This window comes from Komagataeibacter diospyri (genome assembly GCF_043995075.1).
Classification (GTDB): domain Bacteria; phylum Pseudomonadota; class Alphaproteobacteria; order Acetobacterales; family Acetobacteraceae; genus Komagataeibacter; species Komagataeibacter diospyri.
Window position 1 is genome coordinate 1,917,501 of record NZ_CP171836.1, and the last position, 19,649, is coordinate 1,937,149.

The window sequence follows — 19,649 nt, forward strand, 5'->3', positions numbered from 1 at the left end:
ACCGCACCAATGCGCTGCAGGCGGCGGAGCTGGGAAAAGCGTCCATCCGCCCCTACTGCAAGGCGGGATGTGATCTCGCCCCCGTCATGCACGACCGTCATATCCTCCCCTATGCGCCGGATATGCTGGGTGGAGGTGCCGCCAAGCAGGCGGATACCGGGACGCTGGCTGGCTGCAAGGTACAGCCCGCGCCGGATGCAGTGGTTGGACACAAGATAACCCAGCGCATCAACGCCGCGCCCCTGCGTATCGAATGTAAGGGGATGATTGCTGCGCCCGGTTTCCACCCGCGCTTCCCGCAGGGGAGAAATGGCGACCTGCGGGATGTGTTCCCACGCCCCCAGTTCCTTCAGCACCGAAACCGAATGATGGGTCAGGGCGATTTCGCGCCCATCAAAGGCAGGCTCGGCCCAGCGCGGCTGCGGGGCACGTTCCAGCACCGCGACGGACAGGCCACAGGCCTCCAGCGACAGGGCCGCAGCCAGCCCTGCCGGACCGCCACCCATTATGGTTACATCACAATATGCCATTGCCTGCCTGTTTCCTGTCCATCTGCCGCCCTGATGAGGTTATCTGAAAAGCCTGCCCCTGAGATATCCTGCCAGTTATAAAGAAGTTTCCGGAGAAGCCCTTTTCAAAACACTTCGAAGAACGCCGCCTTTTTTCAAAAAGACGGCACCTGGAAACTTTTACTTTATCTATCAACTGGTTATTTCAAGAAGGCTTTTGCAGATCATGCATCCGCGCCGAAATGCACGGGGCTTCCCGTCCAACTGGCCACATATCCGTCAACCGGACGACGTTTCGGCGCGGTCGCATCCGGCTTTGGCGTGCCGACAAACAGAAAACCCGCCAGTTTGTGTGGGGCAGGAAAACCCAGTTCGGCCGCGAACTCCGGATCATAGGCCACATCGCCACTGACCCACACCCCGCCAAAACCCGTGGCATGCAGGGCATTGAGGATATTCATCGCCGCGGCACCTACCGCCAGTTCCTGCTCGATCAGGGGGATCTTGTGTTCGGGGCACAGGTGCATGCCCAGCACGATGGTCAGCGGCATGGTGGAAAAACGCGACAGGCGCTTCTCGATCTTGGCGGGTTCAACATCCGGGTCCAGACGCTTCATGCTGGCCACCACGCGCTGTGCCAGTCCTGGCCGGGCATCTCCTTCCACCAGCACATAACGCCACGGCCGCAGCTTGCCATGGTCGGGCGCGCGCATGGCGGTAGACAGGATGGCGTGCAGCACGTCCCCCGCGGGTGCTGGTTCCATCAGCGCGTCGGTGGAAAAGCGCGACAGAAGAAGATCGAGCGATGTCATATGGTCATTCCCTGATAAACTGGGCGCCCGCTGACAGTCCATGGCCTGATGGCGGGTGTCATGACACGACACCATGCAGCAAGTATCCCGTCCTGCCAATATCCACCCCGCCATGCGTGGCCAACACCATGGGATCGGTATGGATTCCAGCTACGGGCTTCTATAGAAGGGGAGGCATGAACACCCCGCGCACAGCCACGGTCCACCGCGCCACCAGCGAGACCGACATTACCGTCACCATCAACCTTGATGGCACGGGACAGACCCATATCGATACCGGCATTGGCTTCTTTGACCACATGCTGACAGCCCTCGGCCGTCACAGCATGTGCGATCTGGACATTACCGCCAAGGGCGACCTGCATATCGATTACCACCACACGGTGGAGGATACCGGCATCGCACTGGGCAAGGCCTTTGCCAAAGCCATAGGCGACAAGCGTGGTATCCGCCGTTACGGCAGCGCCACCGTGCCACTGGACGAGGCATTGTGCGAAGCGGTAGTGGATATTTCTGGCCGCCCCTTCCTGGCATGGTCCGTCACCTTCGGACGCGACAAGATCGGGGAAATGGATACCGAACTGTTCGAGGAATTCTTCCGCGCCTTCGCCATGAGCGCGCTGGTCACACTACATGTCATCCAGCGCGCGGGGCATAACTGCCACCATATCGCCGAAGCCGCCTTCAAGGCGCTGGCCCGCGCGCTGCGCACCGCAGGCGAGGCCGACCCACGCTCGGGCGGGATCATCCCGTCCACCAAGGGCAGCCTGTGACATTCCATTCCGCCCTGCTGCCCCCTGCCCGCGCAACAGGACCTGCCGCATGGCCGGTCATGGTGGCGTGGCGCATGTCGTGGCTGGTGCTGCTGTGCGGATGGGTCGGGCTGTTGCTGCGTGGCTGCTGGATCAGCGGACTGATCGCAGGGGGAGCGGCCATTCTGATCGAACAACTGCTGCCACTGCCGGTCGCCCTGCCGATTCTGGGCGGACTGCACCTTATCCTGGCGCTGAACGCCCCGGACCTGCGGCAGTGGGAACTGCGCCTGCGTGGCTACCGGCCCGTGCGCGGCGTTTACGCCACCGACCCCAAGGCAGCCGTGCTGCGCTGGATGGACCATGACCGGTCCCGTCCCCTTTCCCCCGTATCATGAGGCATCCCATGCCCACGTCCGCGCATTCTTCCGCACAATCCATCGTGGTGGTCGACTATAACGGTGGCAACCTTGCCTCCGCAGCCCGCGCCCTGTCCCGCGCGGCGGCCGACAGTGGCATTGACGCCACCGTCACCATCACCGCCGATCCGCAGGCCGTAATGCAGGCCGACCGGATCGTCCTGCCCGGACAGGGCGCATTTGCTGACTGCGCGGCGGGCCTTGCAGCACGGCCCGGCCTGCATGATGCCATTGTTGAGGCAACCGATAACGGCACGCCCTTCCTGGGCATATGTGTCGGCATGCAGCTTATGGCCGAACGCGGGCGCGAACATGGGGTAACATCCGGTTTTGGCTGGATCGCGGGCGAAATCGCCCTGATGGACGCCCCGGACCTGCGCCTGCCGCAGATGGGGTGGAACCAGCTTGAGTTCACGCCCGGCATCCACCCGCTGACCGAAGGCCTGCCGGTGGAAGCCCATGGCTATTTCGTCCATTCCTTCGCCCTGCGTGGATATGACCCGGCCGACATGGTGGCAACCACCGATTACGGCGGCACGGTGCCCGCCATCGTCGCGCGCGGCAACCGGGCGGGCACGCAGTTCCATGTGGAAAAAAGCCAGAAGGTGGGCCTGCGCATCCTGTCCAATTTCCTGCGCTGGACACCCGTGCCGGACCGCATGACATGACACGGCAGGCCCCTACTGCCGGCACGATCCATGCCGAACGCGTGCAGCGGATGCATGAAGATGACCTGCATGCCCTGTGTGACGCGACCAACGCCGCCATTCTGGAAGGTGGCGGGTTTGGCTGGTTGGCCCCGCCGCCGCGTGAAACACTGGAACGGTATTTCCGTGGCGTCCTGCTGGTGCCCGAACGCCAGATGTTTGTTGCGCGGCTGGATGACATGATCGTGGGATCGGCCCAGCTTGTCCGCCCGCCGCGCAATAACGAAGCACAGGCCATGAGTGCGACACTCATGCATTTCTATATCGCCCCCTATGCCCGCGGGCTGGGGCTGGGCCGCCTGCTTCTGAACGAAGTGGAAAGCTGCGCGCGCAGCATGGGATACCAGATCATCAACCTTGATGTGCGCGAAACCCAGACCGACGCGGTGCGCCTGTTCCGCAGCAGCGGTTTCCACCACTGGGGCACCCACCCCAGCTACGCCCGCACCGACGGCCGCACCGTGCGCGGCCTGTTCTTCACCAAGCGCCTGCAGGATGACGAGCGGATCGTACCCGCCCACCCGCAGGCGGCTTCAACCCCCATTCCTGCAGCAGGACATGCCCCCGTGACCGGACACAGCCTGACACTTTACCCCGCAATAGACCTCAAGGACGGCACATGCGTGCGCCTGCGCCGGGGGGAAATGGATAACGCCACCGTCTATTCCGATGACCCCGGCGCACAGGCGCGGGCATGGATCGATGCCGGATGCGGCTGGCTGCATGTCGTGGACCTGAACGGCGCCTTCGCAGGACGTTCAGCCAATACAGAAGCAATCGAGTCCATCATCGCCAATGCCTCCGTCCCGGTGCAGCTGGGTGGCGGGCTGCGTGACCTGGACAGCATCGGCAAATGGCTCAATGCCGGAATCAGCCGTGTGATCCTGGGGTCCATCGCGGTCAAGAACCCCGAACTGGTGCGTGAGGCCTGCCGCCTGTTCCCCGGACGGGTCGTGGCGGGCATTGACGCGCGCAGCGGGCAGGTTGCGACCGAAGGCTGGGCCGAGACATCGGAAATGAAGGCCGTGGAACTGGGCCAGCGCATGCAGGATGCAGGCGTCGCCGCCGTCATTTTTACCGAAATCAGCCGCGATGGCATGCTGACGGGCATTGATATCGAACAGACCGCCGACATGGCCAATGCCCTGTCCATTCCCGTCATCGCCAGCGGCGGGGTCGGCAACCTTGAACACCTTGAGGCCCTGCGCGCCGCGACCGCACGGGCACCGGGCATCGAGGGCGTGATCGTAGGGCGCGCGCTGTATGACGGACGCATCGATCTGGGCGAAGCCCTGCGGGTCCTGTCCTGATGCTGAAGCTGCGTGTCATCCCCTGCCTGGATGTCAAGAATGGCCGCGTGGTCAAGGGCGTCAACTTCGTCTCGCTGCGTGACGCGGGCGATCCGGTGGAACAGGCGGCCGTGTATGATGCAGCAGGGGCGGACGAACTGACCTTTCTCGACATCACCGCCAGCAATGAAAACCGCGACACCATCCTTGATGTCGTCAGCCGCACGGCGGAACGTATCTTCCTGCCGCTGACGGTGGGCGGCGGCGTGCGTACTACGGATGACATGCGCCGCCTGCTGCTGGCGGGTGCTGATAAATGCGCCATGAACTCGGCCGCCGTCTCGCGCCCCGAACTGGTCAGTGAGGCAGCACGGAAATTCGGCAGCCAGTGCGTGGTCGTCGCCATTGATGCACGCAGTGACGGCCATGGATCATGGGAAGTCTACACCCATGGTGGCCGCACCCCTACCGGGCGCAACGTCATCGACTGGTGCCGCGAAGTGGCCGAACGGGGTGCTGGCGAAATCCTGCTGACCAGCATGGACCGCGACGGCACGGGCAAGGGGTTCGACCTTGACCTGCTGCGCGCGGCCAACAGGGCGGTGCGCATTCCCATCGTGGCCTCTGGCGGGGTGGGAGAACTGGAACATTTTGTCGAAGGCGCGCGCGCGGGTGCGACCGGCCTGCTGGCCGCCAGCGTGTTCCATTTCGGCCAGTTCACCATTCCACAGGTCAAGCAGACGCTGGCGGCAGCGGGCCTGCCGGTCCGCCTTAGCGACTGATTCCTTATTTCCTGCCTATCGGAGCATTGTGATGGCCAAGCCAGAAAAATCCCGCAAGAACGCCCCGGCAAAAGCCGCCGCCAGCCTTAAGCTGGAAGCGGTGGGGCCTGCCACCCCTGATGTGCTGGACCGCCTGTTCGATGTTGTGGAATCCCGGCGCGGAACGGATCCGTCGGTCAGCCATTCCGCCCGCCTGCTGGCGCGCGGTCGCCGCAAGATCGCGCAGAAATTTGGCGAGGAAGCCGTTGAATGCCTGATCGAGGCCGTGGCCGGCAACCGGGGTGAACTGGTTAGCGAAAGTGCCGACGTGCTGTACCATCTGATCGTGATGTGGGTGGATGCCGGGGTGAAACCGGCGGAAGTCTGGACGGAACTGCTGCGCCGCGAAGGCACCAGCGGCGTCGCGGAAAAGGCGTCGCGCCCGCACGACCCGCTGGCCTGATCCCCCGCAAACAGGAGAATACCCATGGCCGTCAACGGCACCGGACCCTACGACCCGCAGAATGTATTCGCCCGTATCCTGCGTGGCGAACTGCCGTGCAAGAAAGTCTATGAGGACGAATACGCCCTCGCCTTCCATGACATCGCCCCCAAGGCGCCGGTGCATGTGCTGGTCATTCCCAAAGGACCTTTTGTCTCCTTTGCCGATTTCAGCAGCAATGCGACGGATGCCGAAATCACCGGTTTCACCCGCGCGGTTGGCAAGGTTGCACGTGACCTGAAGCTGGAAACGCCCGGCTACCGCCTGTTGTCCAATGTGGGCGTGGAGGGCGGGCAGGAAGTGCCGCATTTCCATGTCCACCTGTTTGGTGGCAGGGCGCTGGGCGCCATGCTGCCGGGCTAAATGGTTCTTTAAAAACAACCTTCTGATCAGAAAATAAACGTTTTTTGGTGCGGCCTTTTTGAAAAAATCCCCACCAAAAAACGGCCTTATGATTACTGGGTGTTTTCCAGTGATACCTATAAGGACTGAAGTTCAAACAGTCCGCGATAGAGTCCGCCCTCACGCGCCATCAGCACTGCGTGGGGGCCGTCCTCGCACACATGCCCATGGCGGAAGACGATAATGCGGTCCAGTCCCATCACGGTGGACAGCCGGTGGGCGATGACCAGCACCGTGCGCCCGGCCATCAGCCGTTCCATAGCCTGCTGGACCAGCATTTCGGAGCGGGAATCAAGGCTGGATGTCGCCTCGTCCATGATGACGATGCGGGCATGGCTTAAGAACGCGCGCGCGATGGCGATGCGCTGGCGCTCCCCGCCCGACAGCTTGACGCCGCGTTCCCCCACCATGGTGGCGTAACCGCGCGGCAGGCGGGCGATGAAGTCCGCTGCATTGGCCTGCCGGGCCGCATGTTCGATTTCAGCCAGCGTGGCATCGGGGCGGCCATAGGCAATGTTTTCCGCCAGAGAACGATGGAACAGCAATGGCTCCTGCGGCACGATGGCGATCTGTCCACGCAGGCTGGACTGCGTGACGGTGGCGATATCCGTCCCGTCAATCGTGATCTGTCCCCCCTGCACGTCATACAGGCGCTGCAGCAGCCGGGTCAGTGTGGTCTTGCCCGAACCTGACGGGCCTACAAGGGCCACCTTGCTGCCCGGCGCGATATCAAGGTTCAGGTCATCAAACAGCAGCCTGCCATGCTGGCGTTCATAGCCAAAGCGCACATGCTCGAAACGGATATGGCCCTGCATCACGCGCAATGTCGCGGCACCGGGACAATCGGCCACTGCAGGCTGCGTGTGGAACAGGGTGACCAGTTCCTCCATTTCATTGACCGAACGCTGCACGACAGAAATCTGCTGGCCGATGTCACGCAGGTATCCCTGGATCACGAACATCATCGTCAGCACATAGGCCACGTCTCCCGGTCCCGCGCGACCATGCATCCATAACAGCGCCACCCCTGCGATCAGCACCATGCGCATGATGAGGGCGGCGAGGTTCTGCAGATTGGCGCTGTCCGTCCCGCGCAGCCATGACCGCACCGTGCGCTGCCGCCAGCGGCCCGCGACCCATGCAAGACGCGCATCCTCCCGCGCTTCCGCCCCGCATGCCTTTACCACGGCATTGCATGTTACCGCATCCGACAGGGTCGCGCCCATGCGCGTATCCCAAGCATTGGCAAGACGCGCGGACGGTGCCACGTAACGCAGCGTCAGCATGACCGACAGCACTACCAGGGCCGCCGATCCCACCGCCAGCACCATCCCCATAAGCGGCCAGTGAAAGGCCAGTACGGCAGTGGTGGCGCACAGCACGATCCCCTCCGGCACCAGCATGAGCAGCAGCGTATCGCCCAGCGTATCGACCGCCCCCATCCCGCGCGTGATGCGCCTTACGGTTGACCCGGCGAAGTTGGAGGCATGCCATTCACTGGAAAACCGCTGCACGCGTGCGAACACCTCGGTCACGATGCCGGCCATGACGCGCGATGTCAGGTGGGTAATGCCGATATAGGCCGTGCGCCGCGCAATGATGCCACCCAGACCCAGCACGGCCAGGCCGACCACATCCCATATGGCGCGATGGACCGCAGCATGGCGCGCGGGCTTAGACACATCATTGACCAGCCAGCCCGCCACCAGTGGCATCATCACATCAGCCACGGTGGCAGATGCAATCCCTACCAGTGTCCATGCAAGAAAGCCGGGATGCGCGCACCACCTGCGCCAGACAAAGCCCAGCACGGCGGAAAACTCATGTCGTCCCGATGCCGGGCGGGAGAAAAAGGATGCCATTGCCAACACGCCCTGATGCAGGAAACCGCACGACCATGCGTTCGGGACACATGCACCGCCGGGGCCGGAACGACTAGCCTCCGCAGCAGCCATGCGCAAGGATAATGGCCGCGGCCAGAGGGCCGGGTGATTTACACCGCCCCCTGCAACGCCGCACAATGCCGGGCGATCCAATGCCTGCGAGTATCAGATGACAACAGCCAGAGCCCCGAAGAAACCCGCGCGCCGCGCCATGACACTGGCGGAAGTACGCGCCTTCATTACCCGGTTGGCCTCTGCCAACCCGAATGCCGAAAGCGAACTTGATTTCGTGGACGACTATACCCTGCTGGTTGCCGTGGTCCTGTCGGCGCAGGCGACCGATGCCTCGGTCAACAGGGCGACAAAGGCACTGTTCCGTGATGCGCCCACGCCACGGGCCATGGTGGAACTGGGGGAAGAAAAGGTCGGCGCACATATCCGCACCATCGGGCTGTGGCGGACCAAGGCACGTAATGTCGTGGCCCTGTCGCAGCAGCTGCTCGAACGCTTTGACGGCAGGGTGCCCTATGACCGCGCGGCCCTTGAATCGCTGCCCGGCGTGGGACGCAAGACCGCGAACGTGGTCATGAACGTGGCGTTTGGCGACAGCACCATGGCGGTCGATACCCACATTTTCCGTATTGGCAACCGCACGGGCCTGGCGCCCGGCACGACACCGCGCGCGGTGGAGGACCAGCTTGTCCGCCGTATTCCCTCCGACATGCTGCGCCCCGCGCATCACTGGCTGATCCTGCACGGGCGGTATGTCTGCAAGGCCCGCAAGCCCGAATGCTGGCGCTGTCCCGCCTTTGATCCGTGCCAGTACCGCATGAAGAACGACCTGCGTGCGACAGGCCCGGACAGAATCCCGCCCCCTTCGCCGGAATGAATGGACAGGCATGGCGGTCCGGGAACGATGAGCCCACAACAACTTCTGATTTTCAGGATATCTGACAGGCACAGGTTTTTTCCGCCCTGCCCCCGACAGATCTCATGCATGCACAATGTCCTGCGGTCACGGCCGCAAACGATGGATGGCACGGCCCCTATTCCGTGCGGGCCAGCGGCAGGTCAGGCATGCCTGCCCCTCCGGCTCGCATGACCCACGGCCGTGTCCCGCGCACCTGCCGGTCAGCCCACACCGTTACACCGCCATCATAAGGGGCAAACAGGGCATGCGCCCCATTGCGCCATATGTCGAAACGCCCGATTACCGGGACATCGGGACAGCCAGCCTGACCTGACAGGTTCACCACCATACGGGCATCACGACATAACGCCTGTCCCGGCCGCGACACGGATAACAGCAGCACAATATCCCCCACCCGTCCCCGGACGCGGCACGCACCTGCCTGACAGGATACCGGTCCCTGCCTGCCGTAATCCGGCAACAGCCCTGCATCCTGCCCCGTCACCCGCTGCCATTCCTGCAAAACGAACGGATCGGGATGCCCCCCGGGACCGGTCAGGATCGTATGGCCCGTGACAATACCCGCCATCCGCGCGTCGGGTGACACCATCACCGCCGGGCGTGCCACCCACCACGGCGACAGCAGCGCCAGCACAACCGGGACGAATCCCGGCAGCCGTCCGCGCCCACCCCACAGGCACAGCCAGCACAACCCGGCAAAAAACAATGCCAGCCCGCCATTGCTGATGGCAGGCATCCTGATATGCGCTACCGGCAGGCAGGCCACCTGCCGCGCCAGCCATGCCACCAGCCCGATCCCCCACCCCATGGGAAGCAGCGCCAGTTTTTCCCACCCCAGCGGCAACAGAATGAAAGCCGCCAGTCCCCATGGCATGATCCACACCGACATGAGCGGCACCGCCAGCAGGTTGGCCAGCACGAACCATGGCTGCACCGTGCCAAAATGCGCCATGCCGATGGGAATGCACGCACTACCCGCCAGCACGCTGGCCAGCAGGGGGTGAGCAAGCCACGCGCCAGCCCTGCGCCACCACGTCATGTCATGTTCCCATGCCGACAGGTACGGGCGCAGCGCATCGAAACCGGCGATCAGTGCCATTACCGCCGCAGCCGACATCTGCAGGGGCAGTTCGACCACATTTTCCGCATTCAGGCACAACAGGACGGTCACCGCCATCGCCAGGGCCCGCATCGACATCACCCGCCTGCCCGCCATTAACGCCATGACCGCAAGGCCCGCCATGAACAGGCTGCGCTGTGCCGGCAGGTGCGCGCCGGTGATGATGACATATCCTCCGCCGGCCAGCAGCGCACATACCGCCGCAATCTGCCTGCATGGCCAGAACAGGGCCGCGCGTTCGGACAGCGCCAGCCCCATGCGCACCACCGCCATGACCAGCCCCATGACAATGGCAAGGTGCAGCCCCGCCACCGCCAGCAGGTGAGCCAGCCCCGCATCGGCAAAGGCATCCCGCACGCCAGGTGCAATCACGCCATCCGCCCCCACAAGAACGGTTGCCGCGATATCGCCGCGCACGCCCGGCAGGGCCGTGCGAATCCGTCGGGCCACGGCCTGCCGCACACTGGCGATGCGGCTGGACATGCCGATCGGGGCCTGCCCATGCAGGCATATCACCCCATCCAGCGCACGCGCACTGCCCGCCCGCCCGTCAAACCATGCCCGGCGCTGGGCATCATAGCCACCCGGCAGGGCGGGAAAGGCAGGCGGTGACAGCATCACCCGCGCCAGAACGGTATCACCCGGCACGGGCATGCAGGCGTTATCAGGCCGCAGCCGCAGCAGAAGGGCACGGCGCAGCGGCGGCATACCGATATTGATGCCATCAAGAAAGCGGACATCCGCCAGCCGCACCCGCCATGCCTGCGTGCCATCGCGCAGGACCTGCGCGTCCACATCCAGCACCTGACCCGACAGATGCACCGCCCGGCGGGGCAGGTCGGGAAACGGCGGCATGTGGTGCGCCTGCACCCATGCCAGCAATGCCCCCGCCGCACATGCGCCCGCCATACCGCTACCGATGCGTACCAGCAGCCCCGTGCCCCATACCAGCCGCGCGGTCACACACGCCACGACCACCATGCCAGCCCCCCACGCCCATGTGACCGAAGGTTCCCATGACAGCATGAAATACACGGCAGCACCCGCCGCCAGCAGGACAGGCAGCCACAGCGCGAAACGGGCATGCTGCCCCCACAGCCATGCACTGACGCCCGCATTCACATGCGAAAGTCCGGCCCTGATCCGGTCAATATGCTGGCGCGGCAGGACAACCCCCGTAATGATCTGCACCCGTGACACGACCATGCCCATGCGTGGCCGGAATGCACACCCTACCGGTGGAGATGGCACACAGGCCAGACTGCCCCCTGTCAGCAGGGCGAAAACATGATAAAGAACCGGCTCATGACTGTCCGTACGCGTTTTGCTCCCAGCCCCACCGGCCTGCTGCATATCGGCAACGCCCGTGCCGCCCTTTTCAATTTCCTCTATGCCCGTCATCACGGTGGCCAGTTCCTGCTCAGGATCGAGGATACCGACCGAGAACGCTCGACCCAGAAAGCGGTCGATGTGCTGTTCGACGGGCTGGCGTGGATGGATATCCACTCAGACGAAAAACCGGTATTCCAGTCCACCCGGCAGGCGCGCCATACCGAAGTGGCGCATGAACTGCTGGCAAAAGGGCTGGCCTACCGCTGTTACTGCACGGCGGATGAACTGAAGGAAATGCGTGAGAAGGCGATGGCCGAGGGCCGTCCTCCCCGCTACAACGGCATGTGGCGCGACCGCGACCCGTCCGAAGCCCCCGCCAATACCCCTTACACCATCCGCATCAAGGCCCCGCGTGAGGGGGAAACAACCATCCACGACCTGGTGCAGGGCGACGTGCGCGTGGCCAATGCCGAACTGGATGACATGATCATCCTGCGCGCCGACGGCACCCCGGTTTACCAGCTTGCGGTGGTGGTGGATGACCATGACATGGACATTACCCACGTAATCCGTGGCGATGACCACCTGACCAACACCTTCCGCCAGGCCATGATCTACCGCGCCATGGGCTGGGACCTGCCGCATTTCGCCCACCTGCCACTGATCCACGGGCCGGACGGCGCCAAGCTGTCCAAGCGGCACGGGGCCCAGTCGGTGGTTGAATTCCGTGACATGGGCTACCTGCCCGAAGCCCTGAACAACTACCTGCTGCGTCTTGGCTGGGGCCACGGCGATGCCGAGATCCTGTCACGTGAAGAACAGATCAAACTGTTCGACCTCGATGGCGTGGGCCGCTCGCCATCGCGCATGGATTACGCCAAGCTGCTGCACATCAATGGCGTATGGCTGCGTCAGGCCGATGACACGCGTCTGACCAATGACGTGATGGAACGCCTGGGCAGGATGGAGGGCGTTGATACCTCCGACGCAACACGCGCAAAGGTGCTGGCCCTTATGCCGGGACTGAAGGAACGTGCGAAGACGCTGGTGGAACTGGCGGATAACGCCGCCTTTCTTGGTCGTTCACTGCCGCTTTCGTTCGATCCCAAGGCCGAAAAGCAGCTGACGCCTGAGAACCGCGTCATGCTGGGCAGGCTGGCCGAAGCCCTGAAGGCGACGGCGCCGTTTGACAAGGACGCCATCGACGCGACCCTGCGCCAGTTTGCCGAAACGCATGAAATGAAGCTGGGCAAGGTGGCGCAGCCACTGCGCGCCGCCGTGACCGGCAGCACCATGTCGCCCGGCATCGATGATACGCTGGCGGCCCTTGGCCGTGACGAAGTGCTGGCGCGCATCAACGCGGTTGCCGCCCATGAGTGAGCGCGGCAGCTATGGCAGCAATGTCTTCCTGACCCACCCGGCGCGTCACCTGCTGGGCGTGCAGGGCATGCATCCCGCCCGGATCACGCCCTTCCTTGATCTGGCGGAACATTACGCCCTGCTCAACCGCTCGCGCAAAACCCCGCGTGACCTGCTGCGCGGGCGCACGCTGATCAACCTGTTTTTCGAGGACAGTACCCGCACGCGCACCTCATTCGAACTGGCGGGCAAGCGGCTGGGCGCGGATGTGGTGAACATGACGGTTGCCAGTTCCTCGGTCAACAAGGGGGAGACCCTGCTGGATACGGCAGCCACCCTGAACGCCATGCATACAGACCTGCTGGTGGTGCGCCATTCGCAGTCCGGCGCGCCCGCCCTGCTGGCGCAGAAGGTACAGGCCAGCGTGGTCAATGCCGGTGACGGCACGCATGAACATCCGACACAGGCGCTGCTGGATGCGCTGACCATCCGCCGTCATTTCGGCATGTTCGAAGGGCTGACCATCGCCATCTGCGGTGATGTCAGCCACAGCCGTGTCGCACGCTCCAACATCCACCTGCTGACCGCCATGGGCTGTCAGGTGCGCGTGGTGGGGCCGCCAACACTGGTTCCCGGCGCCATCGGGGCGCTGGGGGTCAGCATCCACCATACGATGGAAGACGGCCTGCGCGGGGTGGATGTGGTGATGATGCTACGTGTGCAGCGCGAACGCATGAAAGGTACGCAGGTGCCCAGTGCGCGCGAGTATTTCCGTTTCTACGGACTGGACAACAAACGCCTCGCACTGGCGAAGCCGCATGCGCTGGTCATGCATCCCGGCCCGATGAACCGGGGCGTGGAAATTGACAGCCGTGTTGCCGATTCCGACCAGAGCGTAATCCGTGAACAGGTGGAAATGGGGGTTGCCGTGCGCATGGCGGTTCTGGACATCCTCTCCCGTGGGGGAGATGGCGCATGAAGCCGGTCCTGTTTGAAAATGTCCGCCTGATCGATCCCGCAAACGCCCTTGACCGCCCCGGTCGCCTGCTGGTGAAGGACGGCGTGATTGCCGGCACCGACCTGCCGCAGGCCGAAGGCGTGCCGGAAGGGGCCGAAATCGTGGATGGCGGCAGCCAGCTTGTCCTGTGCCCCGGCCTGGTGGACATGCGGGTCACAATTGGCGAACCCGGTTATGAATACCGTGAAACGGTGCTGTCCGCGGCAAAGGCTGCGGTTGCCGGGGGCATCACCACCATCGCCGTGCTGCCCAATACCAGCCCGACCATAGACAACCCCGCCCTTGCCCGCCTGCTGCGTGCGCGCGGCGAGGAAACGGGCATGATCGACATCCTGCCCTATGGCGCGCTGACACGGGAATGCGCGGGTAAGGAAATGGCGGAAATCGGCCTGTTGGCCGAAGCGGGCGCCATTGCGTTTACCGACGGTCCCCACGCCATTGCCGACAGCCGCATCATGCGGCAGATGCTGACCTATGCGCGCGGATTCGACGCGCTGATCGTCCAGCATCCCGAAGACCCGTCACTGGCGCGCGGCGGGTGTGCGACCGATGGCGAACTGGCCACCCGCCTTGGGCTGCCGGGCATACCGGCGGCGGCCGAGGCCATCCTGATCGCGCGCGACCTGCGCCTTGCGCGCATGACGGGGGGACGGCTGCATTTCGGCCATGTCTCCACTGCCGAGGGGCTGGACCTGATCCGGGCGGCCAGGGCTGATGGCATCAGGGTGACATGCGATACCGCGCCGCCGTATTTTGACCTGAATGAAACCGTGATCGGGGACTTCCGCACCTATGCCAAGCTGTCGCCGCCGCTGCGTACGGAAGCAGACCGGCAGGCGGTCTGCGCGGCGCTGGCAGATGGCACGATCGATGCTGTCGCATCCGACCACATGCCCTGCGACGCGGATGATAAACGCCAGCCCTTTGCCGTAGCCGCCGCCGGGGGAACGGGCCTGTACACGTTGCTGGCCGTAACCATGGCACAGGTACATTCAGGCACGATCGGCATGATGGACGCCCTTGGCCTGCTGACCCATCGCCCTGCTGGCGTGCTGCGCAGCGGGGCCGGGACGCTGGTTGCGGGCCGACCTGCCGACCTGTGCCTGTTCAACCCCGATACCGGGTGGATCGTGCGGGCGGGCGAATTGCCGGGCAAGGCCCAGAATACCCCGTTTGACGGCCGGGCGCTGGAAGGCCGCGTGCTGGGCACATGGAAAAACGGACGACGCGTATTCGGGACTACCGCCGCATGATTTACGGCATTCCCACCTACGACCTGCCGCTTATGGCGGCGGTTGCGTTCCTGTCCTACCTGATCGGCAGCATCCCCTTCGGGCTGGTACTGACGGCACTGTCGGGCAACGGGGATATCCGTAAGATCGGGTCGGGCAATATCGGGGCCACCAACGTGCTGCGCACCGGGCGCAAGGGGCTGGCGGCAGGCACGCTGGCGCTGGATGGCACAAAGGGGGCTTTCGCGGTTTTCTGCGCTTTCGTGCTGTGCCCGTTCCATACGCTGGCTGCCGAATCCCTGGCTGCCGTCTTTGCCGTGGCGGGACACTGCTTTCCCGTATGGCTGAAATTCCGTGGCGGCAAGGGGGTTGCGACCGGGCTGGGCTGCATACTTGCCCTCATGCCCGGTGTCGGTCTGTGCTGCTGCGCTCTGTGGCTGATCTTTGCCAAGGTCACGCGCATTTCATCGGCGGGCGCGATCATTGCCTTCGCGGCCCTGCCGCTGCTCATGATCCGGCCGGGACGGATCGACTTTTCCTCTCCCGCCTATGTCGCGGGCGGCCTGATCGCGATGATGATCCTGATCCGCCATCACGCCAACATCATGCGCCTGCTGAAAGGCACGGAACCCAGGATCGGCCAGAAAAGCGCATGACCTTACCCGATGCCGCAACGGTGCTGGCCTGCCTGCGGCTGGCGCGGACGGACGGCATCGGCCCGGTCGCCTACCGCCGCCTTGTCCGCACGCATGGCAGCGTGCATGCAGCACTCGACATGCTCGAACGCGGGGCAACGCGCATAAGCCGCAGCGTGGGGCCTGTCTGTCCGCGCGATGATGCATTACGCGAAATCGACCGCCTGCAGGATATGGGCGCGCACCTGCTGGTACATGGACAGCCCGGCTATCCGCCCCTGCTGGCCCACCTGCATGACGCGCCACCGGTATTAAGCGTTCTGGGTGATCCCGCATTGCTGGCGAATCGCATGGTAGGAATCGTAGGCGGGCGCAATGCCTCATCGGGCGGAATCCGCATGGCGGAAAGCCTGGCAGCATTACTGGCCGCCCACGGTGTGGACACCGTGTCGGGGCTGGCGCGCGGGATCGACGCCGCAGCCCATCGTGGTGCCATGACGGCAGGCCGCACGGTGGCGGCCATTGCAGGGGGACTGGACTGTCCCTATCCGCCCGAACATGACGCCCTGCAGGACCAGATCGCACATACTGGCGCGGTTGTGACCGAAGCCCCGCTGCGCACTGTGCCGCAGGCCCGGCATTTCCCGCGCCGCAACCGGTTGATTGCCGGTCTGGGGCTGGGTTGCGTTGTGATCGAGGCGGCACTGCGTTCAGGCAGCCTGATTACCGCACGCATGGCGCTGGAATATGACCGCACCATATTTGCCGTGCCCGGATCGCCGCTGGACCCGCGCTGCCATGGCAGCAACGACCTGTTGCGCCAGGGCGCGGTGCTGACGGAAAACGAACGTGACATTCTGCGTGAACTACCTGAATTCATGGAAGAAACCACGCTATTTCCCCTACAGGCACCGCCATCGGTTGCAACGGCGCGTGGTCCCGCTCCCCGCCATGAATCCCGGCCACGGGCCATGCCCGCGCCGCCGCCTGCCGCCCCCCCGGAGGGAACGGGCGACCTACATGAAATGATAGAGGGTTTTCTATCTTTCACGCCATCACCTGTTGACGATCTTGTACGGCGCTGCCAGTTCTCGACAGCAGCAGTCCTGACCGTCCTGTCGGAAATGGAGATTGCGGGTACGATCGAATTCCTTGCGGGGGATATGGTCGTGCGGCGTCCACCCCCCGCCTGACAGCCGGGATTATACAAGGTTTTAGAATCGTGATCCGGAGACAGAATGACTGACGTCGTGGTGGTCGAATCGCCAGCCAAGGCGAAAACGATCAATAAGTATCTGGGTGATAACTACACGGTTCTTGCCTCGTTCGGGCATGTACGCGACCTGCCGCCCAAGGATGGCAGCGTCAAGCCCGACGAAGGCTTTGCCATGGTGTGGGAAACCGACGAGCGCGGCAGCCGCCAGATTGCGGCCATTGCCAAGGCGCTGCGTGGGGCAAAGCACCTTTACCTCGCCACTGACCCCGACCGTGAGGGCGAGGCCATTTCGTGGCACGTACGCGCGATCCTGGAGGAGAAGAACCTCCTCAGGGGGATCGACGTGCAACGCGTTACCTTCAATGAAATCACCAAAAGCGCCATCAAGACCGCGATGGCCCACCCGCGCGGACTGGATTTCCCGCTGATCGAGGCGTATCTCGCCCGCCGCGCGCTGGACTACCTCGTGGGCTTTACGCTGTCGCCCGTGCTGTGGCGCAAGCTGCCCGGATCGCGCAGCGCGGGGCGCGTGCAGTCGGTCGCCCTGCGCCTGATCTGCGAGCGCGAGGCGGAGATCGAGGTCTTCAAGCCACGTGAATACTGGTCGGTCATCGCGCGCATGACCACACCGGGCGGGGCCGCATTCTCCGCGCGGCTGACCCATCTGGACGGGCACAAGCTGGACCAGTTCGACCTGAACAACGAGGCCCGCGCCATGGACGCGAAGGCGGCGGTGGAGGCAGGCGACTTCAGCGTTGAAAAGGTTGAACGCCGCAAGGTCCGCCGCAACCCGCCACCGCCCTTCACCACATCGACCATGCAGCAGGAAGCATCACGCAAGCTGGGCATGGGCGCGCAGGTGGCCATGCGTACGGCCCAGCAGCTGTATGAAGGCATTGACATCGGTGGTGAGACGGTCGGCCTGATCACCTATATGCGAACCGATGGCGTGCAGATGGCGGGCGAGGCCATCGGGGCCATCCGTGGCCATATCGGCCACAGCTTCGGCCCGGAATACGTGCCGGAAAAAGCCCGCATCTATTCCACCAAGGCCAAGAATGCGCAGGAAGCGCATGAAGCCATCCGCCCGACCGACGTGCGCCGCACGCCAGCCGACATGGCGCGCTACCTCTCACCCGAGCAGAAGAAGCTGTATGATCTGGTGTGGAAACGCTCGGTCGCCAGCCAGATGCAGTCGGCCGAACTGGATCAGGTCGCCGTCGACATCGTGGACCGCCAGCAGCGCGTGACCCTGCGCGCCACCGGCTCCATGATTGCATTCGATGGTTTCCTGCGCCTGTACAGCGAAGGCCGCGACGATTCCCCCGCCAGGGCGGATGACGATCAGGACCGCATGCTGCCCGCCATGAAGGAACGCGACGCCATCGGGCGGGGTGATGTCGCGGCGGAACAGCACTTCACCCAGCCGCCGCCGCGTTATTCGGAAGCATCGCTGGTAAAGAAGATGGAGGAAATCGGCATTGGCCGTCCCTCCACCTACGCCTCGATCCTGACCGTACTGCGCGACCGCAATTACGTGCAGCTGGAAAACCGGCGATTCGTGCCTGAGGATAGGGGGCGGCTGGTCACGGCCTTCCTCACCTCCTTCTTTGAACGCTATGTCGATACGCAGTTCACGGCGGGGCTGGAAGAACAGCTTGATGACATTTCCGGCGGCCGCGCCAACTGGCGCGATGTCATGTCCGCGTTCTGGTCCGATTTCTCCCACGCGGTGGACCAGACCAAGGACCTGAAAATCTCAGACGTCATCACGGCGCTGGATGCGGACCTTGCCCCCTATTTCTTCCCGCAGCGCGAGGACGGGCAGGATCCGCGCGTCTGCACCGCCTGCCACACCGGGCGTCTGGGGCTGAAGCTGGGGCGTTATGGCGCATTCATCGGGTGTTCCAACTATCCCACCTGCCAGTACACCCGCAAACTGGTGGTTGACCCTTCCAAGGAAGGCGAGGACGCAGCGGCGCTGAAAGATGGCATGCGCGTGCTGGGCAATGCCCCCACGGGCGAGGAAGTCACCGTGCGCCGTGGCCCGTGGGGCCTGTATGTGCAGCAGGGCGAACCCGACCCCGAGGACAAGAAGGCCAAGCCGAAGCGCGCCACCATCCCGCGTGGGCTGGATGGGGACAAGATCACGCTGGAACAGGCCGTGGGCCTGCTGTCCCTGCCGCGCATCGTGGGTATCCACCCCGAACTGGGTGAACCGATCGAGGCCGGTCTGGGCCGCTTCGGGCCGTATGTGAAAATGGGCGCGGTCTACGGGTCGCTGGACAAGGATGATGATGTCCTGACCGTAGGCCTGAACCGCGCGGTGGATGCGCTGGCGAAAAAGCTGGCATCCATCCGCACCATTGGTCCCCACCCCAGGGATGGCGAGCCGGTCATGGTGCGCAAGGGCCGCTTTGGTCCCTATGTGCAGCATGGCTCGATCGTGGCCACCGTGCCGCGCGGGCAGGACATGAACGATGTGACCATGGACGAGGCGCTGACGCTGCTGACCGAAAAGGGCAAGCCGCTGAAAGCCAAGGGCAAGAAGACGACCACCACCCGCAAGCCCACCGCCCGCAAGACCAGGGCCAAGACGGCAGAGGGGGCAGAGGGCGCGGACGAGGCGAAAGCCGCCCCCAAAAAGAAGGCAGCCCCACGCAAGACAGCGACCAAAACGGCAGCCAAAACGACCACGCGCAAGACCACGACCCGCAAGAAGGCCAGTCCGGCCAAGACTGAAAGCGAGACTGACTGATCATGAAACGGC

At 64.0% G+C, this 19,649-nt stretch carries 18 protein-coding genes (1 of these 18 only partly in view); 14 read left to right on the forward strand and 4 right to left on the reverse strand.

Annotated features, from left to right (window positions below):
• Together ubiM and ACE2AA_RS09040 are read right to left on the reverse strand one after the other, a co-directional pair.
• Nucleotides 1–530: the beginning of a 5-demethoxyubiquinol-8 5-hydroxylase UbiM gene (gene ubiM, locus ACE2AA_RS09035; protein ID WP_395369517.1), read on the reverse strand. 652 nt of this gene lie to the left of the window's left edge; only the first 530 of its 1,182 coding nucleotides appear in the window; the start codon lies at nt 528–530; its stop codon lies beyond the left edge, outside the window.
• 203 nt (nt 531–733) lie between these two features.
• Nucleotides 734–1,321, reverse strand: a complete 588-nt coding sequence (locus ACE2AA_RS09040; RefSeq protein ID WP_141301137.1) for a nitroreductase — start codon at nt 1,319–1,321, stop codon at nt 734–736.
• Between the two features lie 176 nt (nt 1,322–1,497).
• Here ACE2AA_RS09040 and hisB point away from each other — a divergent pair, with 176 nt between their 5' ends.
• Genes hisB through ACE2AA_RS09075 form a run of 7 tightly spaced genes read left to right on the forward strand, consistent with a single transcriptional unit; the run spans nt 1,498 to nt 6,114 of the window.
• Nucleotides 1,498–2,094 carry an imidazoleglycerol-phosphate dehydratase HisB gene (gene hisB, locus ACE2AA_RS09045; RefSeq protein WP_141260913.1) on the forward strand — a complete coding sequence of 199 codons (597 nt, stop codon included), beginning with the start codon at nt 1,498–1,500 and terminating at the stop codon, nt 2,092–2,094.
• Complete coding sequence (locus ACE2AA_RS09050; RefSeq protein WP_141260915.1) at nt 2,091–2,471, forward strand: hypothetical protein; 381 nt, start codon at nt 2,091–2,093, stop codon at nt 2,469–2,471. Before hisB ends, ACE2AA_RS09050 begins: the two co-directional genes overlap by 4 nt.
• Before the next feature lie 8 nt (nt 2,472–2,479).
• Entirely contained in the window at nt 2,480–3,160 is a 681-nt protein-coding gene (hisH, locus tag ACE2AA_RS09055) for an imidazole glycerol phosphate synthase subunit HisH (RefSeq protein WP_395369519.1), read from the forward strand.
• Nucleotides 3,157–4,509, forward strand: a complete 1,353-nt coding sequence (gene hisA, locus ACE2AA_RS09060) for a 1-(5-phosphoribosyl)-5-[(5-phosphoribosylamino)methylideneamino]imidazole-4-carboxamide isomerase (protein ID WP_141260919.1) — start codon at nt 3,157–3,159, stop codon at nt 4,507–4,509. The genes hisH and hisA overlap by 4 nt, the downstream gene beginning before the upstream one ends.
• Entirely contained in the window at nt 4,509–5,270 is a 762-nt protein-coding gene (hisF, locus tag ACE2AA_RS09065; RefSeq protein ID WP_141260921.1) for an imidazole glycerol phosphate synthase subunit HisF, read from the forward strand. Before hisA ends, hisF begins: the two co-directional genes overlap by 1 nt.
• A gap of 31 nt (nt 5,271–5,301) precedes the next feature.
• Nucleotides 5,302–5,712 (forward strand): phosphoribosyl-ATP diphosphatase, encoded by a 411-nt coding sequence (locus ACE2AA_RS09070; RefSeq protein ID WP_141260922.1) that lies wholly within the window; start codon nt 5,302–5,304, stop codon nt 5,710–5,712.
• 24 nt (nt 5,713–5,736) lie between these two features.
• Nucleotides 5,737–6,114, forward strand: a complete 378-nt coding sequence (locus ACE2AA_RS09075; RefSeq protein WP_141260924.1) for a histidine triad nucleotide-binding protein — start codon at nt 5,737–5,739, stop codon at nt 6,112–6,114.
• 116 nt (nt 6,115–6,230) lie between these two features.
• Here ACE2AA_RS09075 and ACE2AA_RS09080 read toward each other — a convergent pair whose 3' ends face one another.
• Entirely contained in the window at nt 6,231–8,015 is a 1,785-nt protein-coding gene (locus ACE2AA_RS09080) for an ABC transporter ATP-binding protein (RefSeq protein WP_395369520.1), read from the reverse strand.
• Between the two features lie 190 nt (nt 8,016–8,205).
• On the opposite strand from ACE2AA_RS09080, the gene nth reads away from it, so the two are divergent.
• Nucleotides 8,206–8,925, forward strand: coding sequence for an endonuclease III (gene nth / locus ACE2AA_RS09085; protein ID WP_141260928.1), 720 nt, complete (start codon nt 8,206–8,208; stop codon nt 8,923–8,925).
• Nucleotides 8,926–9,082: 157 nt separating this feature from the next.
• Here the strand turns inward: nth and ACE2AA_RS09090 are convergent, their stop codons facing one another.
• Nucleotides 9,083–11,278 (reverse strand): ComEC/Rec2 family competence protein, encoded by a 2,196-nt coding sequence (locus ACE2AA_RS09090; protein ID WP_395372175.1) that lies wholly within the window; start codon nt 11,276–11,278, stop codon nt 9,083–9,085.
• A 114-nt stretch (nt 11,279–11,392) separates the two neighbouring features.
• On the opposite strand from ACE2AA_RS09090, the gene gltX reads away from it, so the two are divergent.
• The 6 genes from gltX to topA are packed head-to-tail and all read left to right on the forward strand — an operon-like array spanning nt 11,393 to nt 19,637.
• Complete coding sequence (gltX, locus tag ACE2AA_RS09095; protein WP_141260930.1) at nt 11,393–12,799, forward strand: glutamate--tRNA ligase; 1,407 nt, start codon at nt 11,393–11,395, stop codon at nt 12,797–12,799.
• A complete protein-coding gene (locus ACE2AA_RS09100; protein WP_395369522.1) occupies nt 12,792–13,757 on the forward strand; it encodes an aspartate carbamoyltransferase catalytic subunit in 966 nt (321 codons plus the stop codon). The genes gltX and ACE2AA_RS09100 overlap by 8 nt, the downstream gene beginning before the upstream one ends.
• Nucleotides 13,754–15,049: a dihydroorotase family protein gene (locus ACE2AA_RS09105; RefSeq protein ID WP_395369523.1), complete on the forward strand. Its 1,296-nt coding sequence runs from the start codon at nt 13,754–13,756 to the stop codon at nt 15,047–15,049. The genes ACE2AA_RS09100 and ACE2AA_RS09105 overlap by 4 nt, the downstream gene beginning before the upstream one ends.
• Nucleotides 15,046–15,684 (forward strand): glycerol-3-phosphate 1-O-acyltransferase PlsY, encoded by a 639-nt coding sequence (gene plsY, locus ACE2AA_RS09110; RefSeq protein WP_141260936.1) that lies wholly within the window; start codon nt 15,046–15,048, stop codon nt 15,682–15,684. The genes ACE2AA_RS09105 and plsY overlap by 4 nt, the downstream gene beginning before the upstream one ends.
• Nucleotides 15,681–16,856, forward strand: a complete 1,176-nt coding sequence (dprA, locus tag ACE2AA_RS09115; RefSeq protein WP_395369524.1) for a DNA-processing protein DprA — start codon at nt 15,681–15,683, stop codon at nt 16,854–16,856. The genes plsY and dprA overlap by 4 nt, the downstream gene beginning before the upstream one ends.
• Nucleotides 16,857–16,901: 45 nt before the next feature.
• A complete protein-coding gene (gene topA / locus ACE2AA_RS09120) occupies nt 16,902–19,637 on the forward strand; it encodes a type I DNA topoisomerase (RefSeq protein ID WP_395369525.1) in 2,736 nt (911 codons plus the stop codon).
• The last annotated feature ends 12 nt before the right edge of the window (nt 19,638–19,649 follow it).